24 protein-coding genes, 1 tRNA gene and 1 pseudogene are annotated in these 23,812 nt (G+C 64.6%); 16 read left to right on the top strand and 10 right to left on the bottom strand.

The window, feature by feature from the left end; all coding sequences use genetic code 11:
* Positions 1-7: 7 nt before the first annotated feature.
* Genes plsY through IVA74_RS05435 form a run of 3 tightly spaced genes read right to left on the bottom strand, consistent with a single transcriptional unit; the run spans position 8 to position 2,906 of the window.
* Positions 8-604 carry a glycerol-3-phosphate 1-O-acyltransferase PlsY gene (gene plsY / locus IVA74_RS05445; RefSeq protein WP_247340800.1) on the bottom strand — a complete coding sequence of 199 codons (597 nt, stop codon included), beginning with the start codon at positions 602-604 and terminating at the stop codon, positions 8-10.
* A gap of 47 nt (positions 605-651) precedes the next feature.
* Positions 652-1,953 (bottom strand): dihydroorotase, encoded by a 1,302-nt coding sequence (locus IVA74_RS05440; protein ID WP_247340799.1) that lies wholly within the window; start codon positions 1,951-1,953, stop codon positions 652-654.
* Positions 1,954-1,958: 5 nt separating this feature from the next.
* Positions 1,959-2,906 (bottom strand): aspartate carbamoyltransferase catalytic subunit, encoded by a 948-nt coding sequence (locus tag IVA74_RS05435; protein WP_247340632.1) that lies wholly within the window; start codon positions 2,904-2,906, stop codon positions 1,959-1,961.
* Between the two features lie 133 nt (positions 2,907-3,039).
* Between IVA74_RS05435 and IVA74_RS05430 the strand changes: the two genes are divergently transcribed.
* The 3 genes from IVA74_RS05430 (at position 3,040) to IVA74_RS05420 (ending at position 6,350) form a co-directional block, all read left to right on the top strand.
* Positions 3,040-3,798, top strand: a complete 759-nt coding sequence (locus IVA74_RS05430; protein ID WP_247340631.1) for a M15 family metallopeptidase — start codon at positions 3,040-3,042, stop codon at positions 3,796-3,798.
* 19 nt (positions 3,799-3,817) lie between these two features.
* Positions 3,818-5,461 carry an acyl-CoA dehydrogenase family protein gene (locus IVA74_RS05425; protein ID WP_247340629.1) on the top strand — a complete coding sequence of 548 codons (1,644 nt, stop codon included), beginning with the start codon at positions 3,818-3,820 and terminating at the stop codon, positions 5,459-5,461.
* Between the two features lie 124 nt (positions 5,462-5,585).
* Entirely contained in the window at positions 5,586-6,350 is a 765-nt protein-coding gene (locus IVA74_RS05420) for a type II CAAX endopeptidase family protein (protein WP_247340627.1), read from the top strand.
* Here IVA74_RS05420 and IVA74_RS05415 read toward each other — a convergent pair.
* Positions 6,347-7,276: an AEC family transporter gene (locus IVA74_RS05415; RefSeq protein ID WP_247340624.1), complete on the bottom strand. Its 930-nt coding sequence runs from the start codon at positions 7,274-7,276 to the stop codon at positions 6,347-6,349. The two genes, IVA74_RS05420 and IVA74_RS05415, sit on opposite strands and share 4 nt — an antisense overlap.
* A gap of 3 nt (positions 7,277-7,279) precedes the next feature.
* Complete coding sequence (gene ruvX / locus IVA74_RS05410; RefSeq protein WP_247340622.1) at positions 7,280-7,771, bottom strand: Holliday junction resolvase RuvX; 492 nt, start codon at positions 7,769-7,771, stop codon at positions 7,280-7,282.
* Positions 7,772-7,818: 47 nt separating this feature from the next.
* Here ruvX and IVA74_RS05405 point away from each other — a divergent pair, with 47 nt between their 5' ends.
* Entirely contained in the window at positions 7,819-8,034 is a 216-nt protein-coding gene (locus tag IVA74_RS05405; RefSeq protein WP_247340620.1) for a hypothetical protein, read from the top strand.
* Here the strand turns inward: IVA74_RS05405 and IVA74_RS05400 are convergent.
* Positions 8,021-8,914 carry a LysR family transcriptional regulator gene (locus IVA74_RS05400; protein WP_247340618.1) on the bottom strand — a complete coding sequence of 298 codons (894 nt, stop codon included), beginning with the start codon at positions 8,912-8,914 and terminating at the stop codon, positions 8,021-8,023. The genes IVA74_RS05405 and IVA74_RS05400 overlap by 14 nt on opposite strands.
* 97 nt (positions 8,915-9,011) lie before the next feature.
* On the opposite strand from IVA74_RS05400, the gene IVA74_RS05395 reads away from it, so the two are divergent.
* The 8 genes from IVA74_RS05395 (at position 9,012) to IVA74_RS05360 (ending at position 16,673) form a co-directional block, all read left to right on the top strand.
* Positions 9,012-9,989, top strand: coding sequence for a nitronate monooxygenase (locus tag IVA74_RS05395; protein WP_247340616.1), 978 nt, complete (start codon positions 9,012-9,014; stop codon positions 9,987-9,989).
* A 19-nt stretch (positions 9,990-10,008) separates the two neighbouring features.
* Positions 10,009-11,085: a nitronate monooxygenase family protein gene (locus IVA74_RS05390; protein WP_247340614.1), complete on the top strand. Its 1,077-nt coding sequence runs from the start codon at positions 10,009-10,011 to the stop codon at positions 11,083-11,085.
* A gap of 76 nt (positions 11,086-11,161) precedes the next feature.
* Entirely contained in the window at positions 11,162-11,449 is a 288-nt protein-coding gene (gene gatC, locus IVA74_RS05385; protein ID WP_007611211.1) for an Asp-tRNA(Asn)/Glu-tRNA(Gln) amidotransferase subunit GatC, read from the top strand.
* An 18-nt stretch (positions 11,450-11,467) separates the two neighbouring features.
* Complete coding sequence (locus tag IVA74_RS05380) at positions 11,468-11,680, top strand: hypothetical protein (protein WP_247340612.1); 213 nt, start codon at positions 11,468-11,470, stop codon at positions 11,678-11,680.
* Positions 11,677-13,152 (top strand): Asp-tRNA(Asn)/Glu-tRNA(Gln) amidotransferase subunit GatA, encoded by a 1,476-nt coding sequence (gatA, locus tag IVA74_RS05375; RefSeq protein ID WP_247340610.1) that lies wholly within the window; start codon positions 11,677-11,679, stop codon positions 13,150-13,152. The genes IVA74_RS05380 and gatA overlap by 4 nt, the downstream gene beginning before the upstream one ends.
* Positions 13,143-13,445 carry a hypothetical protein gene (locus IVA74_RS05370; protein WP_247340609.1) on the top strand — a complete coding sequence of 101 codons (303 nt, stop codon included), beginning with the start codon at positions 13,143-13,145 and terminating at the stop codon, positions 13,443-13,445. The genes gatA and IVA74_RS05370 overlap by 10 nt, the downstream gene beginning before the upstream one ends.
* Positions 13,442-14,920, top strand: a complete 1,479-nt coding sequence (gene gatB / locus IVA74_RS05365; protein ID WP_247340608.1) for an Asp-tRNA(Asn)/Glu-tRNA(Gln) amidotransferase subunit GatB — start codon at positions 13,442-13,444, stop codon at positions 14,918-14,920. The genes IVA74_RS05370 and gatB overlap by 4 nt, the downstream gene beginning before the upstream one ends.
* 1,486 nt (positions 14,921-16,406) lie before the next feature.
* Positions 16,407-16,673 carry a hypothetical protein gene (locus IVA74_RS05360; protein WP_247340607.1) on the top strand — a complete coding sequence of 89 codons (267 nt, stop codon included), beginning with the start codon at positions 16,407-16,409 and terminating at the stop codon, positions 16,671-16,673.
* 502 nt (positions 16,674-17,175) lie between these two features.
* Here IVA74_RS05360 and IVA74_RS05355 read toward each other — a convergent pair.
* Together IVA74_RS05355 and IVA74_RS05350 are read right to left on the bottom strand one after the other, a co-directional pair.
* Positions 17,176-17,268, bottom strand: a tRNA-Ser gene (locus tag IVA74_RS05355).
* A gap of 491 nt (positions 17,269-17,759) precedes the next feature.
* Entirely contained in the window at positions 17,760-20,216 is a 2,457-nt protein-coding gene (locus tag IVA74_RS05350; RefSeq protein ID WP_247340606.1) for a lytic transglycosylase domain-containing protein, read from the bottom strand.
* Between the two features lie 241 nt (positions 20,217-20,457).
* Between IVA74_RS05350 and dapA the strand changes: the two genes are divergently transcribed.
* The 4 genes from dapA to IVA74_RS05330 are packed head-to-tail and all read left to right on the top strand — an operon-like array spanning position 20,458 to position 22,938.
* Complete coding sequence (gene dapA / locus IVA74_RS05345) at positions 20,458-21,348, top strand: 4-hydroxy-tetrahydrodipicolinate synthase (protein WP_247340605.1); 891 nt, start codon at positions 20,458-20,460, stop codon at positions 21,346-21,348.
* 57 nt (positions 21,349-21,405) lie between these two features.
* The gene (gene mscL, locus IVA74_RS05340) at positions 21,406-21,819 is read left to right on the top strand and encodes a large conductance mechanosensitive channel protein MscL (RefSeq protein ID WP_247340604.1); all 414 of its coding nucleotides are present in this window, start codon (positions 21,406-21,408) and stop codon (positions 21,817-21,819) included.
* 59 nt (positions 21,820-21,878) lie between these two features.
* Positions 21,879-22,352: an SsrA-binding protein SmpB gene (smpB, locus tag IVA74_RS05335; protein ID WP_247340603.1), complete on the top strand. Its 474-nt coding sequence runs from the start codon at positions 21,879-21,881 to the stop codon at positions 22,350-22,352.
* Positions 22,353-22,356: 4 nt separating this feature from the next.
* Positions 22,357-22,938 carry a peroxiredoxin gene (locus IVA74_RS05330; protein ID WP_247340601.1) on the top strand — a complete coding sequence of 194 codons (582 nt, stop codon included), beginning with the start codon at positions 22,357-22,359 and terminating at the stop codon, positions 22,936-22,938.
* Here IVA74_RS05330 and IVA74_RS05325 read toward each other — a convergent pair.
* On the bottom strand, positions 22,935-23,609 hold the full coding sequence (locus tag IVA74_RS05325) for a uracil-DNA glycosylase (RefSeq protein WP_247340599.1): 675 nt from the start codon (positions 23,607-23,609) through the stop codon (positions 22,935-22,937). The genes IVA74_RS05330 and IVA74_RS05325 overlap by 4 nt on opposite strands.
* Positions 23,590-23,812 (bottom strand): annotated as a pseudogene (locus IVA74_RS05320) (NYN domain-containing protein); the annotation flags it as partial. The pseudogene IVA74_RS05320 and the gene IVA74_RS05325, both read right to left, overlap by 20 nt.

Genomic DNA, 23,812 nt, shown 5'->3' with positions numbered 1-23,812 from the left:
GCCCGGCTCAGGCCTTCTCGCCGATGCGGCTTTCCTTGCCCGATTGTAGCCGCTTGATGTTCTCGCGATGCGCGTAGAACAGCAGCAGCGTCAGCACGGCTGATAGCGCAGACAATGCAGGCTGGCCGAACCACCACAGGAACATCGGCGTGATGAAAGCCGCCACCAGCGCCGAGAGCGATGAGTAGCGGGTCGTGGCTGCGGTGGCGAGCCAGAGCAGGCAGAACACCACCGCTGCCGGCCAGATCAGGCCGAGCAGGATGCCGATATAGACGGCGACGCCCTTGCCTCCCTTGAACTTGAGCCAGACCGGGAAGAGATGGCCGAGGAAGGCGCCGAAGCCGGCCAGCATCGCGGCATTGGGACCCGCGATGTAGCCGGCGATCACCACGGCCACGGTGCCCTTGAGCGCGTCGAACAGCAGGGTTGCCGCGGCAAGACCCTTGCGCCCCGTGCGCAGCACGTTGGTCGCGCCGATGCTGCCGGAGCCGATCGAGCGCAGATCCTGTGTACCGCCGAGCCTGGTCAGAATCAGCCCGAACGGAATCGAGCCGAGCAGGTAGCCGATGACGAAAGCCACCGGCAGGAAGGCTTCAAGCCCCATGTCTGAAAATCCCATGTCTGAAGATCCCATGGCTGCAGCTCCGCACGTCAGACATGCTCGTACACCGTCCGTCCGCCGACAATGGTGCGCACCACGCGGCCTGTAAAGCGGGCCTCGTCGAACGGCGTGTTCTTGCAGGGCGATTTGAGGTCGGCGGGATCGACCACCCAGGGGACATCGGGGTCGATCACGATGACGTCGGCCGGGGCACCTGTGCGCAGGGTTCCGCCAGGCAAGCCTAGGATCTCGGCCGGTCGGGTCGACATCGCCCGGATCAGCGTCTTCAATTCCAGCTCGCCATTATGCACGAGCCGCAAGCCCGCTGGCAGCATGGTCTCGAGCCCAACGGCACCGGGAGCGGCTTCCGCGAACGGCAGGCGCTTGCCCTCGACGTCTTGCGGATTGTGGTCGGACATGATGACGTCGAGGAGGCCGGAGGCGACGGCTGCGACCAGCGCGCGGCGGTCGTCCTCCGTGCGCAGCGGGGGCGACAGCTTCAGGAATGTCCGGTAGGGCCCGATGTCGTTCTCGTTCAGCGCGAGGTGGTTGATCGAGACCGACGCGGTGACGGGGAGCCCGGCATCGCGGGCGCGTTTCAGGACGTCGAGCGAATCCGTGCAAGACAGCGAAGCCGCGTGATAGCGACCGCCGGTAAGCGCGACGAGGCGCATGTCGCGTTCCAGCATCACGGCCTCCGCCGCGTTTGGGATGCCCATCAGGCCGAGTCTCGTGGCGAACTCGCCCTCGTTCATCACGCCTTCGCCGACCAGCTTGGGATCTTCGGTATAATGCACGATCAGCGCGTCGAAATCGCGCGCGTAGGTCAGCGCCCAGCGCATCACCTGCGCGTTGGTGACGCTCCTGTCACCGTCGCTGAAGGCGACCGCTCCTGCGGCCTTCAGGAGACCGAACTCGGTCATCTCCTCGCCGTGCATGCCCTTGGTGAGCGCCGCCATCGGCAGGATGTTGACGATTGCGGTGTCGCGGGCGCGGCGCATCACGAAGTCGACGGTCGCTGAATTGTCGATGACAGGCTCGGTCTCGGGCTGGCAGATGATGGTGGTGACGCCCCCGGTCGCCGCCGCCTGGCTCGCCGAAGCAAACGTCTCGCGATGGCTGAAGCCGGGTTCGCCGACAAAGGCGCGCATGTCGATCAGGCCGGGTGCCACGATCTTGCCGGAGCAGTTGACGATGTCGGTGCCTTCCGGGACGCCGGCAGCTCCAATGCCGCGGCGGGTCTCGCGGATGGTGCCGTCGGCGATCAGGACGTCGCCGATGCCGTCAAAATCCCTGGAGGGATCGACGACGCGGGCATTGGCAAGCAGAATGGGTCGTCGATCGATCAACATGGCCATCACGCGTTCGGAAGGTTACGGGCGAGCGCTTCCAGCACGGCCATGCGCACGGCGACCCCCATCTCCACCTGTTCGCGGATCAGGGACTGTGCGCCGTCGGCAACCGCCGTGTCGATCTCGACGCCGCGGTTCATGGGGCCGGGATGCATCACCAGCGCATCAGGTTTTGCGTAGGCCAGCTTCTTCTGGTCCAGCCCGAAATAATGGAAGTATTCGGAGGAGGAAGGCACGAAGGAGCCGTTCATGCGCTCACGCTGCAGCCGCAGCATCATGACGATGTCCGCGCCGTTGAGTCCCTCGCGCATGTCGCGCGCAACCTCAACCCCCATCCGTTCGAGCCCCGGCGGCAGCAGCGTCGAGGGGCCGACGACACGGACGCGCGCGCCCATGGTGTTGAGCAGGATGATGTTGGAGCGGGCGACGCGCGAATGCAGCACGTCGCCGCAGATCGCGACGACGAGGCCCTCGATGCGGCCCTTGTTGCGGCGGATGGTGAGGCCATCCAGCAGCGCTTGCGTCGGATGCTCATGGGCGCCGTCGCCGGCATTGACCACGGAACCGTCGACCTTGCGGGCCAGCAGTTCCACCGCGCCGGAGGCGTGATGCCGGACCACCAGGATATCCGGGTGCATGGCGTTCAGCGTCACCGCGGTGTCGATCAGCGTCTCGCCCTTTTTCATGGACGAAGAGGACACCGACATATTCATGACGTCGGCGCCCAGCCGTTTGCCGGCGAGCTCGAACGAGGATTGGGTCCGGGTGGAAGCCTCGAAGAAGAGGTTCACCTGCGTCCGTCCACGCAGGACGGTGCGCTTCTTGTCAACCTGGCGGTTGACCTCGACATATTCTTCGGACAGGTCGAGGAGGCCGGTGATGTCGGCCGCGGAAAGGCCCTCGATGCCCAGCAAATGCCGGTGGCCGAGGACGAAGGTCGATTTCGATGTCATTAAAACGAGAGCTATAGGCGGGGATGGCTGAGGGGGCAAGGGCCAAAGCCGAACCGGTGAGTTATCCCCTGATCTGTCTTGCTGGCATTCCGGGGCGATGCGAAGCATCGAACCCGGAACGAGGGAAGTTTCAATGCGCTCCGCTAGCCTGATTTTGATTGTACTTTTAACGGTCGCCTCAATCTCATCCGCCCACGCCCAATCGCTTTCCGGCGGTTTCGCCTATTTGCGCGACATCGACCCCAGCATCGTCCAGGACATCCGTTACGCCACCTCGAACAATTTCGTCGGCCGTCCGCTGGCCGGCTATGGCGCCGGTGAATGCGTCGTGAAGCGTGAGGTGGGGCTGCGGCTGAAGGCCGTTCAGCAGGAACTGGCGGGGCAAAATCTCTCGCTGAAGATGTTCGACTGCTACCGGCCGGCGCGGGCCTCGCTCGACATGGTCAGGTGGTCGCAGAACGGCCACGAGACCGCCGCCGAGCGGCGCTACAATCCCAAAATTCCCAAGACGGAGCTGTTCCGCCTCGGCTACATCGCGAGCCGCTCGCAGCATTCCACCGGCGCGGCGCTCGATCTCACCCTGGTCGATCTCAAAGCCGACAATTCGGGCAGATACGACCCGTCAAGAAGCTACGCCGATTGCACGGCGCCGGTCGAGGCGCGGCTGCCGGAAGGCAGCGTCGACATGGGCACGGGCTATGACTGCACCGACGTGAAAGGGCATACCGCCGCACCGTCGATTAATCCGGACCAGCGCGCCTGGCGCAGGCGGCTGGTGGCTGCGATGGCGAAGCAAGGCTTTGTGAACTATTCGAAGGAGTGGTGGCATTTTTCCCTGCCGAGAGCGGGCGGGGCGGCCTATGATTTCCCGATTCCGCCGCGGCGGAACTGATCCCGCGCCGAGAAACAAGATGACCCAGCCCAGCTTCGCGACTCACGAGGTCTTCAACCAGTCGCCGCCGCTCGAGGACGTCGACCTGTTCGCCATGGATCGGCCGCTAGTCGAGGCGGTGAAGGCCAATGGCGGCGCGGCGGCGGAACGGGCGCTGTCGGAGTTCGGGAGGCGTTGGGGCTCGGCCGCGATGGCGGACCGCGGGCGCGTCGCGAACGAGAACACGCCGAAGCTGCGGACCTTCGATTCCAAGGGCAACCGCCGCGACCAGGTCGAGTTTCATCCCGCCTATCACGAGCTGATGGCGCACAGCGCGCATGCCGGCCTGCACAATTCGACGTGGACGACGGATGGAAAGCCTATGGGCGATGCCGCCGAGGTCATTCGTGCGGCAAAATTCTACATCGCCGCGCAAGTCGAGACAGGGCATCTTTGTCCGATCACGATGACGCGCGCCTCCGTCGCGGCGCTGGTGATGCAGCCGGATCTGCTCGGCAAGGTGATGCCGGTGCTGTCGACGAAGAGCTATGATCCCGCCTTCGCGCCGTGGTGGGACAAGCGCGGCATCACGCTCGGCATGGGAATGACCGAGAAGCAGGGCGGCACCGATGTGCGCGCCAACATGACGCGGGCGGTGCGCGATGGGGATGCCTATCGCATCACCGGCCACAAATGGTTCATGTCGGCGCCGATGTGCGATGCGTTCTTGGTGCTGGCGCAGGCGGAGCAGGGGCTGACCTGCTTCTTCATGCCCCGGTTTGCACCTGATGGCTCGGTCAACGCGATCCAGTTCCAGCGTCTGAAGGACAAGCTCGGCAACCGCTCCAATGCCTCGTCCGAGGTCGAGTTCGTCGGCGCTTATGCGGAAGCCGTCGGCGAGGAGGGCAAGGGCATCCGCACCATCATCCAGATGGTGCAGCTCACGCGCCAGGATTGCGCAATCGCCTCCGTCGGCCTGATGCGCTCGGGGCTCGCGCACGCGCTGCATCACACCCGTCACCGCAGTGTGTTCCAGAAGCATCTTGCCGATCAGCCCTTGATGCAGGCGGTGCTGTCGGACATGGCGCTGCATGTCGAGGCGAGCGTCGCGCTGATTATGCGGCTCTGCCGCGCCTTCGACCGCACGCCGCACGATGCGGCGGACGCCGCCTATATGCGGCTGCTCACGCCCGCGATCAAATACTGGACCTGCAAGAGCGCGCCGGCGTTTCTCTACGAGGCGATGGAGTGCCTCGGCGGCAATGGCTATGTCGAGGACGGCATTCTGGCACGTCACTACCGGGAGGCGCCGGTCAACGCGATCTGGGAAGGCTCGGGCAATGTGATGTGCCTCGACGTGCTGCGCGCGCTCTCGCGCGAGGCGGATGCGGCGATGGCGGTGCTGCAAGGACTTGCGGCTGAGACGAAGGGCTTGTCCGGAGCAGGCGAGGCGATCACTTTCATCGGCGAGAGCTTCCGCCGGGCGGACGGCGAGCGCGTCGCGCGGCTTGCCGTCGAGAAGCTGGCGCTACTTGCCGCAGCCGCCGCGCTCAACGCTGTGTCGCCCCGCCATGCCGAGCTGTTCGCCGTCACTCGGCTCGCGGCCAACCACGCCAGCATGTATGGCGCGGTGGAGCTGGAGAGCGGTGAGGTGCGTGCACTGCTGGAGCGGGCGCTGCCGTGAACGGGGCATGCTGGAACCACATCGTCATGGCCGGCACATCCGTCCGAAGGACGGCGTCGCTTCCGTTCACCTACATCCCGGGCATGACGGTCGCTCGATAGACTGCTTCTAACGAAAGCCCCTAATGGACTCCCTCAATCCCGACCATCCGCCGCTTACCGTGACCCTTGCGACGCCGCGCGTCTGGAAGTTCCTGGGCACGGCGCTGTGGGGCCTGCTCATCTTCGTCGCGATGTTCGTCGGGCAGATCGGCGCCATCGTTCTGCTGGTGGTGCAGCGTGGCCTGCCGATGGACCTCGCCTCGCTTCAGCTCGTCGGCCGCGAGCCGCAGGCGCTTGCGCTGTCGGTGACCATGGGCCTGCCGGCGACGCTGGCCGCGGTGTGGCTCGCCATCCGCATCAAGAAGGCCGCTTTCGCCGATTATCTCGCGCTACATTGGCCGTCCTGGAAGCAACTCCTGTTCGGCGCCGTCGGGCTTGTCCTGATCGTGGTGGCCTGGGAGACGATGTCGCGGAGCCTCGGCCGCGAGGCGACGCCGGGCTTCATGACCGATCTGCTGAAATCCGGCCGCGACAAGGGCGCAGCCTTCTTCCTGCTATTCGCCTTCAGCGTGGCAGCGCCGATGTCCGAGGAGGTTTTGGCGCGCGGATTCCTTTACCGCGGCTGGTCGGCGAGCTTCCTGCGCGTGCCCGGCGCGATCGTCCTGTCGTCGCTGGTGTGGACGGCGGTGCATCTGCAATACGACATGTACTTCCTCGCCGAGGTCTTCTCCATCGGCCTGTGGTTCGGCTACATGCGCTACCGCAGCAGCTCGCTCTGGCTCACGATCGTGCTGCATGCGCTGAACAATTTGACGGCGGTGGTGCTGACGATGTGGCTGGGGAGCTAGGCCACCAGCGCGATCGCGATCGCGATCGGCATGGTGATTGCCGCCAGGATCGTTTGCAGCGTGATGATCTGCGCCAGCAATGGCGCGTCGCCGCCCATTTGGCGGGCCAGCACGTAGGCGCTGGGCGAGGTCGGCACCGCCGCGCAGATCGCGATGATCGCGAGGTTGGTGCCTGCTAGCCCGAACCAGACGGCAAGCGCCAGCGCGAGCACGGGCATCAGCACCAGCTTGAACGTTACGCCGATCGTCGCGCCCACGCTCGGGCGGAGCAGGCCTTTGAGCTGCAGGCCGGCACCGGTGACGAGCAGGCCGATGGCGAGCGAGGAGCGGCCGAGCGCATCCGCGACCTCGTGCCAGATTTTTGGCAGCGGCAGATGGCCGACGTTGATGACGAGGCCGATCACGCAGGCCCAGATCAGGGGATTGCGGACCAGCGTCATTACGATCGCGCGGGCAGACTGCTTTTCCGGCGCGGCGTAATGGGCCAGCACCGCGACGCTGAACACGTTGACCAGCGGGATGATCGCGACCATAGCGACCGAGGCGAGGGCCAGCCCGACATCGCCGAACATGTTGGCGGAGACGGAGAGTGCGACATAAGTCTGCCAGCGGGTAGCGCCCTGGAAGATCGAGGTGAAGGCGGGACCGTCGATGTCGAGCCGCGCGAGAGCCGGGCGGAGCGCGAGGCAGAGCAGCGACATCGCGAGCGCCGACAGCAGCAACGCGCCGCCGACGCCGGCGACCGGGACCCTGGACAGGTCGGCCTTCACCAGAGTCTGGATCAGCAGCATCGGAAACAGCACGAAATAAGTCAGCCGCTCCAGCCCGTGCCATTGCGTGTCGAGCCGCATCAGGGTGCGCTTCAGCACGACGCCGAGCACGATGAGGATAAAGACCGGGAGGAGCGCCGCGATCACGACGGCCATGGATCAGTCAGGCCCCGGCGCTGCGCGCAGATTGGCGAGCCGGTCGAGCGCGCCTTGCAGGATGAAGATCGCGGCGTGCTCGTCGATCACCTCGGCGCGCTTGGCGCGGCTGACGTCCATGCCGATCAGTTCGCGTTCGACCGCGGCGGTCGACAGACGCTCGTCCCAGAGGCCGATGGGCAGCGCGGTCAGGCCGGCGAGGTTGCGGGCAAATGCCCGGGTCGATTGCGCGCGCGGGCCCTCGCTGCCATCCATGTTGATGGGCAGGCCGAGCACGAAGCCGACGGCCTTGCGTTCACCCGCAATCGCGAGCAGCCGGGCGGCATCCTGTTTGAAGGCCTTGCGCTGGATGGTCTCGACGCCGGTAGCTAACCGGCGGTCCGGATTGGAGACGGCAACGCCGATGGTCTTGGTACCCAGATCGAGCCCGACCAACCCGCCGCGTTCGGGCCAGTGGGTTGCAGCATCGACGAGAGGCAGGATAAGAGCCGGCATGGGATTAGCGCATATCACGCGTCGCGCTACGGAGTGAACCCGAAACAATGGATGCGCTGACACTATTTGGCCTGTTCGCCGTGACGGCGATGCTGGTCACTTACGCCCTGGAAGACCGCAGCCACTGGTTCGTGCTGCTGTTCGCGATGTCCTGCGTGCTCGGTTCGGCTTACGGCTTCCTGCAAGGGGCCTGGCCGTTCGGCGTCGTCGAGGCGATCTGGGCCGTCGTGGCGCTGCGGCGATGGCGTCTCAGGCCGCGATGACGTCGTCGTTTTTCTTCAGGCAGGCGGCGGAAAACCCGCTGAGCGCGCTGGTTTGATGCCCGGCGCGGCGCTGGATGAAGAGGGTCTCGACGCGCGCATGCGAGGCGCCGAGCGCGTGGATCGTCACGCTGCCGTTGATCGCGCTGCGTTCGACGACGGCACGCGGCAGCAGCGTCACGCCCATGTCGGCGGCGACACAGCCGATCATGCCGTCGAGCGTGCCGAGCTCGAAGCGTGCGGCTGACGGCCAGCCGAACTCGACAAAAATCTGTTCGAGCCGCTGCCGGTAGGTGCAGCCGGTGCGGAACACCAGCGCAGTCGGGCCGGACTCCGGCGTGCCGGCGCGTAGCTCGGCGAGCGTAGCCCAGCGTCGCGCACTGACCAACACCAGCTCTTCGCGGAACGCGCTTGTCGCGGTGAGATCGGCATGCGCAATCGGACCCGCGACGAAGGCGCCGTCGAGCGTGCCTTCGAGCACGCTCGCGACGAGGTCGGCGGTGGGCGCGGTACGCAGGCTCAGCCGGACGGCAGGAAAGCGGCGATGAAAGTCCGCGAGCAATGGCGGCAGCCGCACCGCCGCGGTGGTTTCCATCGAGCCGATCGCAAGCGGTCCCTTCGGCTCGCCGTCGTCGCGGGCGGCAAGCACAGCTTCGCGTGATAATGCGGCCATCCGCTGTGCGTAAGGCAAAAGGCGCTTGCCCGCGCTCGTCAGCGTCATGCCGCGGCTGTGCCGTTCGAATAGCGGTGTGCCGATCTCGGCTTCCAGCGCCTTCACACGCTGGGTGACGTTGGACTGCACGGTGTTGAGCTCTTCCGCGGCGCGGGTGATGCCGCCGGTGCGGGCAACCGCCGCAAAGGTCTGGATGTCGCTGAGTTCCATCGCATCGTTTCGCTTTTGAGATGACAGCGTTCATTGGAAATCATTTTTCCAGAATGTTATTCAAGCCTAGTGTCCGTGTCCAGCCGGGAGGGAGACCATGCCGATCGTGGCATCGCTGACCCAGCTGCTGGGAATCACGCATCCGATCCTGTTGGCGCCGATGGATACGATCGCGGGCAGCCGGCTGACGCGGGCCGTCAGCGAAGCCGGCGGTTTCGGGATTTTGGGTGGCGGCTATGGCGACCGGGCCCGGCTCGAGGCCGAGGCAAAGAGATTGAGCGGGTTTGCGCCATTCGGCATCGGCTTCATCACCTGGAGCCTCGCAAAACAGCCTGAACTTCTCGACATTGCGCTGGATGCCAAACCGCAGGCGATCATGCTATCGTTCGGCGACCCCGCGCCATTTGCGGCGCGCATCAAGGCGTGCGGGGCGCGCTTGATCTGCCAGGTGCAGAGCGAGGACATGGCGAAGCAGGCGCTCGACGCCGGTGCGGACATCCTGATCGCGCAGGGCACCGAAGCCGGCGGCCATGGCGCATCGCGCGCCACCGTCGACATCGTGCCTGTTATCGTCGATCTCGCGGCCGGGCGCGTGCCGGTCGTTGCCGCCGGCGGAATTGCCGATGGCCGCGGGCTCGCGGCGATGATGATGCTGGGCGCCTCCGGCGTGCTGATCGGAACGCGCTTCTATGCGAGCGTGGAGGCCGACGGCGCGGAGGAAGCGAAGCAGCGCATTCGCGACGCTGATCCCAATGACACGGTGCGCGGTGTCATTGTCGACTGGTCGCGCAGCCTGTTCTGGCCGGCTCCGTTCACCGCGCGAACGCTGGTCAACGATCATATCAGGCGCTGGACCGGCCGCGAGATCGAGCTCATGCAGCGCGCGGCCGAGGTGACCGTTGAGTATGCTGCGGCCAGGGCCGCGGGCAATTTTGAGGTCGCCGCGGTCTTTGCCGGCGAGGCTGTCGGCCTGATCCATGATATTCCGCCCGCCGCCGAGATCGTCGAACGTATCGCGACCGAGGCCGAGCAACTGCTAACCGGCCGGCGTAATTCCATGGCACCGCTTGCCTGAACCACGAGAGAGCAAAACCATGTGGCCTGACCGTCGATTGATCGACCTCTTCAAGACCGAATTTCCGATCGTGCTGGCGCCGATGGCTGGTGTGATGGATGCGGAACTGGTGATCGCCGTCGCGCAAGGCGGCGGGCTCGGCTCGCTGCCGAGCGCGATGCTGTCGCCGGATAAGGCGCGCGAGCAGGTCAATATCATCCGACAACGCGTCTCCGCGCCGGTGAACATGAACTTCTTCTGCCATACACCGGTCGAGCTCACGGCCGAGGCGGAGGCGCGCTGGAAGCATCGCCTCGCGGGCTACTACAGCGAGCATGGCCTCGATCCCGCCGCACCCATCAATGCCGCAAACCGCGCACCGTTCGACGCCGGCTTCTGCGAGGTCGTGGAGGAGTTGAAGCCGGAGATCGTCAGCTTCCATTTCGGCCTGCCCGAGGACGCGCTGCTCAAGCGGGTCAAGGCGGCAGGATGTCTCGTCATCGCCTCGGCGACCACGGTGAGGGAGGCGGTCTGGCTCGAGCAGCACGGCGCTGACGCGGTGATCGCACAAGGTGCGGAGGCTGGCGGCCATCGCGGCATGTTCCTGACCGACAAGATCTCGGAACAGCCCGGCACCTTTGCACTGGTGCCGCAGGTGGTCGACGCGGTGAAGGTGCCAGTGATTGCGGCCGGCGGCATTGCGGATGGCCGCGGTATCGCGGCGGCGTTTGCGCTCGGCGCGGCCGGCGTGCAGATCGGGAGCGCCTATCTGCGTTGTCCGGAATCCAAGGTCAGTGCGGCGGCCCGCGCGGCGCTCGCCGAAGGACGGGACGATTCCACCGTCATCACCAATGTCATGACCGGGCGGCCGGCGCGCGGCGTCCAGAACCGTCTGATGCGCGAGGCCGGCCCGATTTCGCCGGATGCGCCGCCATTTCCCCATGCCGCAACGGCGCTCGGACCGCTGAAGGCGGCTGCCGAGAAGCAGGGCAGGGTGGATTTCACCAATCTCTGGGCCGGCCAGGCCATTGCCTTGGGCCGCGAGGTCCCGGCGGCCGAATTGACCCGGGATCTCGCCAGATCGGCACTTGCCCGGATGAAGGCGCTGGCCGGCTAGTCCCCAGCGCCGGTTGCGGCGCAAAAGCGGCCTCTGCTATACGGCACATAGGTTTTGCCGTGAGAGGCCTTATATTATGTCCGTTGACGCCGCTACCGTCCGCCGCATCGCGCATCTGGCGCGCATTGCTGTTTCCGAAGGCGAGGTTCCGCATCTGCAGGGCGAGCTGAACGCCATGCTCGCCTTTGTCGAGCAGCTCTCGGAGGTCAATGTCGAGGGCGTGGAGCCCATGACTTCGGTCACCCCGATGCAGATGAAGAAGCGGCAAGACGTGGTCAACGACGGCGAGATCGCCGACGATATCGTTGCCAATGCGCCGGCGACCGAAGGTCATTTCTTTCTTGTGCCCAAAGTGGTCGAGTAATTCTCAGGACGCTGTCCGATGTGCATGCTTTGCGACGACGAAAAGGCCTATCAGGCCTACATGAACTATCTCGACAAGATGGAGAGGCAGGGCACGGCTGCCGACCCCAACGTCGCCGTCAATGCCGTGCTCGACGAGATCGAGGCGGCTGCGAAAGCGGCTGCCAAGAAAGACGACCCGGCCAACGACAAGTCCCTGTCTCCGTTCTTCTGCAGCCCGATCAATAAATGACCGATTTGACATCGCTGACGCTTGCCGAAGCCCGCAAGGGCCTCGCGGCCAAGACTTTCACGTCACTCGAGCTGACCGATGCGCATCTGAACGCGATCGAAGCCGCGCGCGTGCTCAATGCTTTCGTCATGGAGACGCCGGATCAGGCGCGGACCATGGCGCGCGAGGCGGATGCCAGGATCGGGAAAGGCGATGCGGGGCCGCTCGCCGGCATTCCGCTCGGCATCAAGGACCTGTTCGCGACCAAGGGCGTGCGCACCACGGCGTGTTCAAAAATCCTCGGCAATTTCGTGCCGACCTACGAGTCCACCATCACCTCGCAGCTCTGGCGCGACGGCGCGGTGATGCTGGGCAAGCTCAACAATGACGAGTTCGCGATGGGCTCGTCGAACGAGACCTCGTGCTTCGGCTCGGTCGGCAATCCCTGGCGGCGCGACGGAAGCAACACGACGCTGGTGCCGGGCGGCTCGTCCGGCGGCTCGGCCTCTGCGGTGGCCGCGCTGCTCTGCATGGGCGCGACCGCGACCGATACCGGCGGCTCGATCCGTCAGCCGGCGGCGTTCACCGCGACCGTCGGCATCAAGCCGACCTATGGCCGCTGCTCGCGCTGGGGCATCGTCGCCTTTGCCTCCTCGCTCGACCAGGCAGGTCCGATCGCGCGCAGCACGCGCGATGCCGCGATGCTGCTGCGCTCGATGGCCGGCCACGATCCGAAGGACACGACCTCGGTCGATATCCCCGTGCCGGACTATGAGGCCGCGATCGGCAAGTCCGTGAAGGGTATGAAGATCGGCATTCCCAAGGAATACCGTCTCGACGGCATGCCGGCCGAGATCGAAAAACTTTGGGAAGCGGGCGCGGCCTGGCTCAAGGCGGCCGGCGCCGAACTGGTCGAGATATCGCTCCCGCATACGAAGTACGCGCTGCCGGCCTATTACATCGTGGCGCCGGCGGAGGCGTCCTCCAACCTCGCGCGCTACGACGGCGTGCGCTACGGTTTGCGCGAGCAGGGCAGGAATATCAACGAACTCTACGAGAACACCCGTGCTGAAGGTTTTGGCGCGGAGGTGAAGCGCCGCGTCATGATCGGCACCTACGTGCTCTCGGCCGGCTATTACGACGCCTACTATTTGCGCGCCCAGAAGGTGCGTACGCTGATCAAGAAGGATTTCGAGGACTGCTTCGCCAAGGGCGTCGACGCGATCCTGACGCCGGCGACGCCGTCGGCGGCCTTTGGCATCGGCGAGAAGGGTGGGGCCGACCCCGTCGAGATGTATCTCAACGATATCTTCACGGTGACCGTGAACATGGCGGGGTTGCCCGGCATCGCGGTGCCCGCCGGCAAGGACGCGCAGGGCCTGCCGCTCGGCCTTCAGCTGATCGGCCGGCCCTTCGACGAGGAGACGCTGTTCTCGCTCGGCGAGGTGATCGAGCAGGCGGCCGGCCGCTTCACGCCGGCGAAATGGTGGTGAATATGGCGGCGTATATCGCCAGCCTCGACGGCGCCGCGCCGGCGCCGGATCTCAGCGCGCCGCTCGCCGGCCTGTGGTGGGCCGCCAAGGGCGACTGGGACCAGGCGCACAAGATCGTCCAAGACGAGGGCAGCCGCGAAGCCGCCTGGGTGCACGCCTATCTGCACCGGGTCGAGGGCGACCTCGGCAATGCCGGCTATTGGTATCGCCAGGCCGGCCAGCCGGTGGCGAAGGATTCATTGCAGGCGGAGTGGGAGCGGATCGCTGCCACGCTGCTCGGGAGCAAGACATGAGCACGGCCACGCACAAGCTTCTCAAAGGCGCCACCGGCGACTGGGAGATGGTCATCGGCCTGGAGATCCATGCCCAGGTGACGTCGAACTCAAAACTGTTCTCGGGCGCCTCGACCGCGTTCGGCGGCGAGCCGAACAGTCACGTATCGCTGGTCGACGCCGCGATGCCGGGCATGCTGCCCGTCATCAACGAGGAATGCGTCAGGCAGGCTGTCATCACCGGGCTCGGCCTCAATGCGCAGATCAATCTGCGCTCGGTGTTCGACCGCAAGAACTATTTCTATCCGGACTCGCCGCAGGGCTACCAGATCAGCCAGTACAAAACGCCGATCGTCGGCGAAGGCGAGGTCGTGGTCGAACTGGACGGCGGCAAGACCGCAACCATCGGCATCGAGCGACTGCATCTGGAGCAGGACGCCGGCAAGTCGCTGCACGACCAGTCGCCAACCCTGTCCTATGTCGACCTCAACCGTTCCGGCGTTGCGCTGATGGAGATCGTATCAAAACCGGACATCCGCGATGCCGAGCAGGCCAAGGCCTATGTGACCAAGCTGCGCTCGATCCTGCGCTATCTCGGCACCTGCGACGGCGACATGGAGAAGGGAAGCTTGCGCGCCGACGTCAACGTCTCCGTGCGCAAGCCGGGCGCGCCGCTCGGCACCCGCTGCGAGATCAAGAACATGAACTCGATCACCTTCATCGGCCAGGCGATCGAGTACGAGGCGCGGCGCCAGATCGAAATCCTCGAGGACGGCGGCGCGATCGACCAGGAGACCCGGCTCTACGACCCCAACAAGGGCGAGACGCGGTCGATGCGGTCCAAGGAAGAGGCGCACGACTATCGCTACTTCCCCGATCCCGACCTGTTGCCGCTGGAGTTCTCGCAAAGCTTCGTCGACGAGCTGAAGGCGAAGTTGCCCGAGCTGCCGGACCAGAAGAAGACGCGCTTCGTCGCGGATCTCGGCCTGTCGGCCTACGACGCCAGCGTGCTGGTCGCCGAGCGCGAGAGCGCGGTGTTCTACGAGACCGTGCTGGACAAGCTCGCCAACCGCGCGCGTGACGGCAAGGTCGCCGCGAACTGGGTCATCAACGAGCTGTTCGGCCGTCTCAACAAGGAAGGCCGGGATATTACGGGCACTCCGGTTGGCGCCGAGCAGTTGGCTGCGATCATCGACCTGATCGGCGAGGGCACCATCTCCGGCAAGATCGCCAAGGATCTGTTCGAGATCGTCTGGCAGGAGGGCGGCGATCCCCGCGCGCTGGTCGAAAGCCGCGGCATGAAGCAGGTGACCGATCTTTCGGCGATCGAAAAGGTGGTCGACGACATCATCGCGGCCAATCCCGACAAAGCCGCGCAGGTCAAGGACAAGCCGCAGTCGCTCGGCTGGTTCGTCGGTCAGGTGATGAAGGCGTCCGGCGGCAAAGCCAACCCGCAGAGCGTCAACGACCTGCTCAAGTCCAAGCTCGGCATCTGACTTCGCGCGTTCGAACAAGGTGACGGACACGCGTCGTCACCTCGCTTTCGGTTCGCGATGCGATGCTCGCGCGCATCCTCGGCGGCAAACTTCATCCTGATCGACCGCGATACGCCGACCGAATCGCCGCACGCGATTCGCGCAAAACGGCGGCTTGCACACGCTCTGACGAGCGCTCGCGGCGTTAATCATGAAAATATTTTCGTTGCCAAAAGTCGCGACTCAGAGTCCGCGAAGCGCCTTCGCGAGGCCGTTGCGGGATTGGAGATGCGCGTCGTCGCGACGATCGCGCGCGATGTGTGCGTGCAGAAAAATACTTGCTGCATAGTGTTTCCTGCAATTGCATCTCTCGCGGAAGCTGATGCTGCGGGCACTCTCCGCGATCGCAAGCACGCGTCATGCAGTGCGCTTGCATCGCGCTCGCCAAGCGCACGCGTCTTTGCTCGTCAACACTTCTTTAAGCGAGACGCTGTTTTTTTCGTTGTGTTGGTGTATTCGGGATGAGTGTGCACTCGATCCCCGACTGCATGCAGCGATTAAGCCATCTCACACATCGGAGGGCAACATGGCCAAGAAAGCTAAGAAGGCGAAGAAGGCGAAGAAGGCGAAGTCCGCAGTGAAGAAGACTGCGAAGAAGACCCGCAAGGTCGCGAAGAAGAAGTAACTTCGCTTTTTGAAGTTGCCGGCTCCTAGAGAGCCGGCACGTCATCAGCGCCTCTCAAAAGGTTCTGGTCGACGATAGAGGGTGTCGGCGAGACATCAGGTCAACGGTCGGATCGTTCTCTTCGCGGGTTCGCTCGCTAAGCCCGGTCCGGCAGAAGAAACAAGTTTTCTTCGTTCGGTGCGGCTCTCCGTAAGGAGCTCCGCAATTTCACAGGCGGCCTTCGGGCCAACGTGAAATCTGGTCCTGACGTGTTCGCCGACGCCCTCGTTCTCTTGAGGCCGGGGTATTGCCGGCATTCCCATATCCCGACATTGCTGATCTGACCGCGACGTGGCTGCGCTGACGTGGCTGCTCTGCCTTGGGGCGAGGGCTGCGGCGCAAGTGCACGCTGTTCCCGCGCCGCTTCTCCATTCGCGGTGTCTTCGCCGGGCCCCGCCCGGGCGATCCGGTACGCCGCGGCTTCCCGTGGGACAATTGCTGTCTCTGGAATGCAGGTGACGACAGCGCGCGGGGACGCCACAGGACCCGCGTCACCGTGCGCGATGGTTATCGTTCTCCCAAGATCCCAAGGTAAACCGAATCTGACGAATTGCAGAAGTGCCTGCAAAACAGGGACTTCTTGTATTTTAGCGCGCGCCCCGGGCGGGCGCGTTTACGTCTGCTTCATCGCGATACTTAAACTGCCATTCAAATTTGCCCGCCATCATTACCTCCAACAAGCCGGCAAACGGCTTGGGCAAAAAGACGCTGGGATGAGTTGAACAGTCGATCGGACGGGAGCCGCGCTCGGGGGACGAGACGGCATAAAAAAGAGGATGCGTTATGTTTCAGGGTACTTTCGATCTGGAGACCGCGACACCTATCGACGCAGGCGCGCTGTCGGACGTGCTGTTCGAGCGCGGGATTTATTGGGCGAGCGGACGCTCCGGTCTCGTCGATCTCGTCGCCGCGCATAAATGGTTCAATCTTGCCGCCCTGAAGGGCCGCAAGGACGCCGTGACGCTGCGCCAGGAAATCGCCGGGCAGATGTCGGATGCCGAGATCTCGGCCGCGCAGCGCGATGCGAGGGCGTGGGTCTCCGCCCACTGAGCCCGGCATCACATCCGGGGCGGTGTTTTCATAGCTGAGCCTGATTACGCTGAGTCAAATGTGTTCGTCATGCCGCCATCTGAACCGGCGCGGCGTGAGCGACCCCGACGGGAATGACCCGGCGTTGGTCCGAGACTTACTCAATGGCTGCCTCAATGGCTGCCGATTCAGATCGCGAGCGACGACGGCGATCTGGAACTCGGACGGCCGCGGTGCCGATTGGCCCTCGCATGGGCCGATCTGGCGATCCATCCGCCGGATGCGGACACACCTATATCAGGAGAGCGCGAATCGAGCTGAGCTCGTGGCGCCGATCCTTGCGCCAGGCTTGCGCACCGTCTCAACGATCGCTTTCAGATGATGGAACGCACGGATCTTTGATTGAGCGGCCCGAGACATAGGTGGCATAGCGCACCGGCCGCCTCGAGCGATCGCTCAAGGCCGCCACCCATGTCTTAGGTACAACCTGTTACCGATGTCTCCGGGCTGGACAGGCGCTGGGTGGCGGAGAGGGAGGGATTCGAACCCTCGATACAGCTTGAGACCGTATGACGCTTTAGCAAAGCGTTGCCTTCAGCCACTCGGCCACCTCTCCGGTGCGAGCCTTATGCATCTAATTACTTGGGCCGGTCAATTTGGAAGCGCGTGTTTTCGCTCGAATATTCCCAGCGATTTTCGAAACGAAGCGGTTTGCTCCCGGAGCGAGAACATAACGCCGCGACAACGGACACAGCGCTGGACCTTTTGCGGATGTAGCAAGGAGGGTTTCGGTCTCGTTGAACCCGGCTAAATAGTTGAATTTGCTTACAAATTAGGGGAGGCGGCTTGCTCGAGAGAAGCCTGTCAATGATTCGAATCCGTCCCGCCGATGCTGTTAAGCCCTTGATTTTATTATTTCTTCCTGCCGTTGCATGTTCGCGCCCGTCTCTCGTAAATCGGCTGACAGAGGTTCGATCTTAGTTAGGCTGCAGGAAGTTCCTTCGCCATTAGTTCGACAACCCGTTCGCCAAACCGAGGAGCCGCCCTGCCGCACCGGGCCGTCGTCCTCAATGGGCTTTCCCGGCAGCGAGTCGAAGAGGGTGGCCTCTATTCCACGCTGCCGGCGCCGCGGCGCAAATCGGCCTCGATCTGCAAGCGCGTGCCGCCGCCGAAGCGAGCGCGGTAGACCTGAAGGTTCTCCATGATCCGCTGCACGTAGTTGCGCGTCTCGGAGAACGGGATCAGCTCGACCCAGTCGACCGCGTCGACCTTCGGGTCGCGCGGATCGCCGTAGCGATTGATCCACTTCTTCACACTGCCGCGGCCGGCATTGTAGGCGGCAAAGGTCATGATATAGGAGCCGCGATAATCCTCGAGCAGGCCGCCGAGCTCGGCCGAGCCGAGTGTGGCGTTGTAGACCGAATCGTTCTTCAGCCGCCCCAGATCGTAGGTCCCGCCGTGCCGTTTGCAGACATAGCGCGCGGCGTCCGGTGTCACCTGCATCAGCCCATAGGCCTGCGCCGGCGAGACGACTGAGGGGTTGAAGGCGCTCTCCTGCCGCGCGATGGCGTAGACGATGCTGCGCTCGACCTCGGGGCCGATCGGCGTGAACTGCGGAATGCCATTGACGGGATAGGCATAGAAATCGAACGGCAGCCCGCGATTGAGCGCGGCCTTGCCGAGCAGCAGCATGCCGCGCGCGTCGCTGTAGCGCTGGGCGAGCTCGCCGAGGCCGGCAAGCGCTTCGGGATCGCCGTTCTCGCCCATATCGGCGAGAACAGGCACCGCCATCTCGCGCTCGTCGAGTTCGTAGAGCAGTTGCGCGGCGCGCACGATCTCCAGCCGTTCGGCGCCGCGGCCGCGTGGCTGGCTGTTGAGCTCGATCTGCGGCAGGCCGAGCTTGGCGCGTGCGAGCTGGCCGTAATAGCTGGTGGATTGCTCCGCTGCCCGCGCGTAGGCGTTGCGCGCCTCCTGCTGGCGGCCTGCCGCTTCGGCGGCGCGGCCCTGCCAATAGCCGGCGCGCGCCAGCGTGGTCGGATTGACGCTGCCGATCCCGATGCGAGCAAAATGCTGGGTGGCCGCCGCGGGATCGTTGAGGAAACGCAGCGCGATCCAGCCGGCGGTGAATTCCTGCTCGGTCTTGTAGATGTCGCGCGAGGGCAGGGCCGCATCGCGCGCGATCAGATAGGCGGTGCGGAATTCCTCGGTGTCGATCATCTTGCGCGCCAGCAGGCGCCGCTCGATCCACCATTCGTCGAGATTGTAGAGCCGGCCCGGATCCTTCGGTGCCGACAGCATGAGCTGGGCGGCTTCCGCGAATTTCTCCTCTCGGCGCAGCAGCTGGATTTTGCTGAAGATGAAGCCGGGATCGCCATGCAGCTCGCGCGGCACGGCCTCGAGCAGCGCGCGTGCGTTCGGCGCTTTCCTGAGGGAGGCGATGCGGGCCTTGGCGAGGGCGACATAGCCGGCACCGAGGCGCTTTGCAGCACGCAGCGCGGCCTCGTTCTCGCTGCCGTAGAGCAGCGTGTCCATCCGCGCCTTCTGATCGCCGGGCGTCAGCAGCGCGCCGAACTGGTCGAGCGCGTTGTTCTCGGTGTCTTCCGACATCGCATCGCTGCGCCAGGCCTCGCGCACCAGACGTTCGGCGTTGGCGCGGTCGCCGCGCGCCAGCATCGCCTTGGCGAGCGTGAAGCGGCCCTTGGCGGACACGGGGGATTCATTCTCGAACCACGACCACGCGACTGAATCGTCGCGCCTGTCGTCCCACATCGCGGCCTCCAGACGCCGGCGCAGGAATGTCTGCGACGGCCAGCTCGGATTGGCGGACAGGAAGGCGCGGTAGCGCTCCACGGTCGCGCCATTATCCTCGCCGCGCAGGATGATCCATTCCGCGAGTTTTCGCGCCACGGGATCCGACATCGTGGCTGCGGCATTGGTGGCGTCGCCCGACTTGCGCTTGCGCACGAGCTCGATAACGGTCTCCAGCGTGTCCTTGTCGGCTTGTGACGTCGAGGAGGTCGCAGCAACCGCTGCCGGCGTGACCGGCTTGCGCGGCGCGGCATGCTGGCGGGTCGCCGGAGCCAGGACCGGAGCCGCGACGGGCTTGGCGGGGGCGGTCGGTCTGACGGTGGCCGTCACGGACGGCGGGGATGCTGGTTTGGGGGGCGAACCGTTGGCGGTCGGCGTTGATTTTGGCGCGGCGGCCGCCGCAGGCCTGGGCTTGTCCTTCACGGGTTGTTTGCCGGCGTTCTTGCCAGCGTCCTTGCCAGCATTCGTGGCAGGCTTCTTCGCGGCATCCTTGGCGGGGGCGCTGGTCGCACCCTTGCTCGCGCCCTTGGCGGCGTCCTTGGCGGCGTCCTTCGAAGTTTCCTTGCCGGTTCCCTTGGACGACCCCTTTGCAGTGGTCTTGGCGGCTGGTTTCGCGGTGTCCTTCGCCGTGTCCTTGGCCCCTTCCGCGGTCGTCTCATTGGACTTGGCCCAGGCGGCGCAGCCGACCGACAGCCCTGCCATCAGGCACACGGCCAGACCGGTCAATCGCCATGTGGCACGCGGAAAGGAGGTCATGGCGTTTCGTCGCCCCGAATCAGTCAATTGGCTCAGACCCAGTTGTACAAGATTTGGCTGTATTTGATTGAATATGCGGACAAAATACCAACAGCCGCTTACCTTTGCCGGGTTTGCACCACCACAGCGGCAAAATCGCGGCCTAAACGGTGCGTCACACGGAGGCGGGTCTTTTACCGGCGGGATAGACCCGATATGAATGCGGCTTGCTCTCGAGATCGCCGTACGGAGGAGGAAGTCCATGGCAGCCAAGACGAAATTCCGGGGTTCGTTCACCGCCTTGGTCACGCCGTTCAAGAACGGCTCGCTGGACGAGTCGGCGTTCCGCTCCCTGGTCAACTGGCAGATTTCAGAGGGCACCAACGGCCTGGTCCCCGTCGGCACCACCGGCGAGAGCCCGACGCTGAGCCATGACGAGCACAAGAAGGTCGTCGAATGGTGCATCGAGGAAGCGAAGGGCCGCGTGCCCGTCGTCGCCGGGGCCGGCTCCAACTCGACCAAGGAGGCGATCGAGCTCGCCCAGCACGCCGAGAAGGCGGGCGCGAACGCGGTGCTGGTCGTAACGCCTTACTACAACAAGCCGACCCAGGAAGGCATGTACCAGCACTTCAAGGCGATCAACGACGCGATCGGGATTCCGATCATCATCTACAACATTCCGCCGCGCTCGGTGATCGACATGTCGGTCGACACCATGAAGCGGCTGTGGGAGCTGAAGAACATCGCCGGCGTCAAGGACGCCACTGCCAGCATGGTCCGCGTCTCGCAGCAACGCGCGGCGATGGGCGAGGAATTCAACCAGCTCTCCGGCGAGGATGCGACCATCCTCGGTTACATGGCCCATGGCGGCCATGGCTGCATTTCGGTGACTTCGAACGTCGCGCCGCGCCTGTGCTCGGAGTTCCAGGCCGCCTGGGCCAAGGGCGATCATGCCACTGCGCTGAAGCTGCACGACAAGCTGATGCCGCTGCACAACAACCTGTTCATCGAGAGCAACCCGGCGCCGATCAAGTACGCGCTGTCGTTGCTCGGCAAGCTGGACGAGACGCTGCGGCTGCCGATGGTTCCGGTCACCGAACCGACGCGCGTTGCCGTGCGCAGCGCTATGGTGCACGCTGGCCTGATCAACTGAGATCTGGGAATCCGCACTGGCTGGTCCCGCGCGTGACATCGAAGGAAGGGGACGGATATGCTGAAGGAATTCCGCGAATTCGCAATGAAGGGCAACGTCGTCGATCTCGCCGTTGCCGTCATCATCGGCGCCGCCTTCGGTGCCATCGTGACGTCGATGGTCAACGACATCATCATGCCGATCATCGGTGCAGCCACCGGCGGCCTGGATTTCTCCAACTACTTCGTTGGACTCTCCAAGCAGGTCACGCAGACCAATCTTGTCGAAGCCAAGAAGCAGGGTGCGGTACTGGCCTATGGCAACTTCCTCACCTTGGTCGTGAACTTTGTCATCATCGCTTTCGTGCTGTTCATGGTCATCCGCACCATGAACCAGTTCAAGCGCAAGGACGAGGCCAAGCCCGCGGAGCCGCCGAAGCCGTCAGCGGAAGTCGCGCTCTTGACCGAGATCCGCGATCTCCTCAAGAAGTGACGCGCGCGCTTCATCCAAACTGTTAGCTTACGCGCGCATCTCGACCGGATCTGTCTGTCATGGCCGATAAGAACGAACGTCCTATCAAGGTCATGGCGGAGAATCGCAAGGCCCGCTTCAACTATGCGATCGAGGATACGGTCGAGGCGGGCATTGCGCTGACCGGCACCGAGGTCAAGTCGATCCGCAGCGGCAAGAGCACGATCGCGGAGTCCTACGCCGATTCCAGGGACGGCGAGATCTGGCTGATCAACGCCACCATTCCGGAATATCTCCAGGGCAATCGCTTCAATCACGAGCCGAAGCGGCCGCGCAAACTGCTGCTGCATCGCAAGCAAATCAACAAGCTGATGGGCGCGGTCGATCGTGAAGGCATGACGCTGATCCCGCTCAAGCTTTACTTCAACGAGCGCGGTCGCGCCAAACTGCAACTCGCGGTTGCAAAGGGCAAGAAGCTGCACGACAAGCGCGAAACCGAGAAGAAGCGCGATTGGAGCCGGGAGAAGGGCCGCCTGCTGCGGGCTAGGGGCTAGCGAGATGACTCAGAAAAACCTGCTTGAGGTCGACTGGAGCCGGATTCCCGCACCCGCAGATGACGGCGGCGCGGCGCATCTGAAAGGCATGACGCTGCCCGCGATCAGCCTGCTCGCGACCGACGACACTTCGGTGACGCTGTCGGCGCTCTCCGGTCGCACCGTGGTGTTCGCCTATCCACGCACTGGCGAGCCCGGCAAAATCTCGCTCGTCGACGATTGGGACATGATTCCCGGCGCCCGCGGTTGCACGCCGCAGACCTGCGCGTTTCGCGATCTGTTCGCCGAACTGAAGGCCGCCGGCGCCGCGCAGGTGTTCGGCCTCTCGACCCAGAGCAACGCGTACCAGACCGAGATGGCCTCGCGGCTGCATCTGCCGTTCCCGGTGCTGTCGGACGAGAAGCTGGCGCTCACGCGCACCCTGAATTTGCCGACCATGGAGGTCGCAGGCCTCACGCTGATCAAGCGCCTGGCGTTGATCGTCGACGACGCAGAGATCACGCATGTGTTCTATCCGGTGTTCCCGCCCGACCGGAACGCCGGCGATGTCCTGGACTGGCTCCAGGCCAATCCGGCGAAGACCTAGTCGAGATCCGCCTTCACCTTCGCGAACACGGAGCGGAACATGTCCGGCGTCAGCACGCGGGTGTTCGTGTTGTAGCGCGAGCAGTGATAGCTGTCGTAGAGCCTGAACGCGCCGGCCTGGTGCACCGCGCCGTGGCCGAAGGGGGCTTGCGATGCCTTCAGGTTCAGCGGCTTGAGCACAGTGTCGTGCGCAATGCGTCCGAGGGCGATGATCGCGCGCAGGTTCGGCATCGTTGCGAGATTCGCCAAGAGAAACTGGCGGCAGGTGTGGATCTCGACCGGCAGCGGCTTGTTCTGCGGCGGCACGCAATGCACCGCATTGGCGATCCGGCAGTCGACCAGCTTCAGGCCGTCGTCGGGACGCGCCTGATATTTGCCCTTGGCGAAACCGTATTCGAGCAGCGTGGCGTAGAGCAGGTCGCCGGCATAATCGCCGGTGAAGGGACGGCCGGTGCGGTTGGCCCCCTGCATCCCCGGCGCGAGGCCGACGATCAGCAGGCGCGCCTTGATGTCGCCGAAAGGCGCAACCGGCGCATTGTGCCACAATGGCTCGCGCGCACGGTTGGCCTCGCGAAAGGCAACCAGGCGCGGACAGAGCGGACAGTCACGGTCGGGGACGACTGTGAGGGGCGGGCGGCTTGGCCGCGCCGCCTCACTCGTCGAGGTCGTCATCGCCCCTCGGCGCCATCGTCGTCGCGCGCTGGAGGAATTGCGGGGCATGATGGCGCGGCTCGCGCTCACCGCGGTCACGCGGGGCGGGGCGTTCGGACGGGTCACGGCCGAGCTTGGCCTGCAGCTCGACGAGGTCGGTGAAGACGTCGGCCTGGCGGCGCAGCTCGTCGGCGATCATCGGCGGCTGGCTGGCGATCGTGGAA

The organism is Bradyrhizobium sp. 132, assembly GCF_023074185.1.
Classification (GTDB): domain Bacteria; phylum Pseudomonadota; class Alphaproteobacteria; order Rhizobiales; family Xanthobacteraceae; genus Bradyrhizobium.
Note: the sequence above shows the minus strand (reverse complement) of the source record. Positions and strands in the feature narration are given on the sequence as shown.

Bases quoted from the DNA above. Each gene is read 5' to 3' on its own strand.
- IVA74_RS05350 (WP_247340606.1), bottom strand. From the start codon at position 20,216: ATGACCTCCTTTCCGCGTGCCACATGGCGATTGACCGGTCTGGCCGTG.
- IVA74_RS05360 (WP_247340607.1), top strand. From the start codon at position 16,407: ATGTTTCAGGGTACTTTCGATCTGGAGACCGCGACACCTATCGACGCA.
- dapA (WP_247340605.1), top strand. From the start codon at position 20,458: ATGGCAGCCAAGACGAAATTCCGGGGTTCGTTCACCGCCTTGGTCACG.
- IVA74_RS05440 (WP_247340799.1), bottom strand. From the start codon at position 1,953: ATGTTGATCGATCGACGACCCATTCTGCTTGCCAATGCCCGCGTCGTC.
- IVA74_RS05390 (WP_247340614.1), top strand. From the start codon at position 10,009: ATGTGGCCTGACCGTCGATTGATCGACCTCTTCAAGACCGAATTTCCG.
- ruvX (WP_247340622.1), bottom strand. From the start codon at position 7,771: ATGCCGGCTCTTATCCTGCCTCTCGTCGATGCTGCAACCCACTGGCCC.
- IVA74_RS05370 (WP_247340609.1), top strand. From the start codon at position 13,143: ATGGTGGTGAATATGGCGGCGTATATCGCCAGCCTCGACGGCGCCGCG.
- IVA74_RS05400 (WP_247340618.1), bottom strand. From the start codon at position 8,914: ATGGAACTCAGCGACATCCAGACCTTTGCGGCGGTTGCCCGCACCGGC.
- IVA74_RS05425 (WP_247340629.1), top strand. From the start codon at position 3,818: ATGACCCAGCCCAGCTTCGCGACTCACGAGGTCTTCAACCAGTCGCCG.
- gatA (WP_247340610.1), top strand. From the start codon at position 11,677: ATGACCGATTTGACATCGCTGACGCTTGCCGAAGCCCGCAAGGGCCTC.
- gatC (WP_007611211.1), top strand. From the start codon at position 11,162: ATGTCCGTTGACGCCGCTACCGTCCGCCGCATCGCGCATCTGGCGCGC.
- gatB (WP_247340608.1), top strand. From the start codon at position 13,442: ATGAGCACGGCCACGCACAAGCTTCTCAAAGGCGCCACCGGCGACTGG.
- IVA74_RS05405 (WP_247340620.1), top strand. From the start codon at position 7,819: ATGGATGCGCTGACACTATTTGGCCTGTTCGCCGTGACGGCGATGCTG.
- IVA74_RS05415 (WP_247340624.1), bottom strand. From the start codon at position 7,276: ATGGCCGTCGTGATCGCGGCGCTCCTCCCGGTCTTTATCCTCATCGTG.
- IVA74_RS05420 (WP_247340627.1), top strand. From the start codon at position 5,586: ATGGACTCCCTCAATCCCGACCATCCGCCGCTTACCGTGACCCTTGCG.
- IVA74_RS05380 (WP_247340612.1), top strand. From the start codon at position 11,468: ATGTGCATGCTTTGCGACGACGAAAAGGCCTATCAGGCCTACATGAAC.
- plsY (WP_247340800.1), bottom strand. From the start codon at position 604: ATGGGGCTTGAAGCCTTCCTGCCGGTGGCTTTCGTCATCGGCTACCTG.
- smpB (WP_247340603.1), top strand. From the start codon at position 21,879: ATGGCCGATAAGAACGAACGTCCTATCAAGGTCATGGCGGAGAATCGC.
- mscL (WP_247340604.1), top strand. From the start codon at position 21,406: ATGCTGAAGGAATTCCGCGAATTCGCAATGAAGGGCAACGTCGTCGAT.
- IVA74_RS05325 (WP_247340599.1), bottom strand. From the start codon at position 23,609: ATGACGACCTCGACGAGTGAGGCGGCGCGGCCAAGCCGCCCGCCCCTC.
- IVA74_RS05435 (WP_247340632.1), bottom strand. From the start codon at position 2,906: ATGACATCGAAATCGACCTTCGTCCTCGGCCACCGGCATTTGCTGGGC.
- IVA74_RS05430 (WP_247340631.1), top strand. From the start codon at position 3,040: ATGCGCTCCGCTAGCCTGATTTTGATTGTACTTTTAACGGTCGCCTCA.
- IVA74_RS05395 (WP_247340616.1), top strand. From the start codon at position 9,012: ATGCCGATCGTGGCATCGCTGACCCAGCTGCTGGGAATCACGCATCCG.
- IVA74_RS05330 (WP_247340601.1), top strand. From the start codon at position 22,357: ATGACTCAGAAAAACCTGCTTGAGGTCGACTGGAGCCGGATTCCCGCA.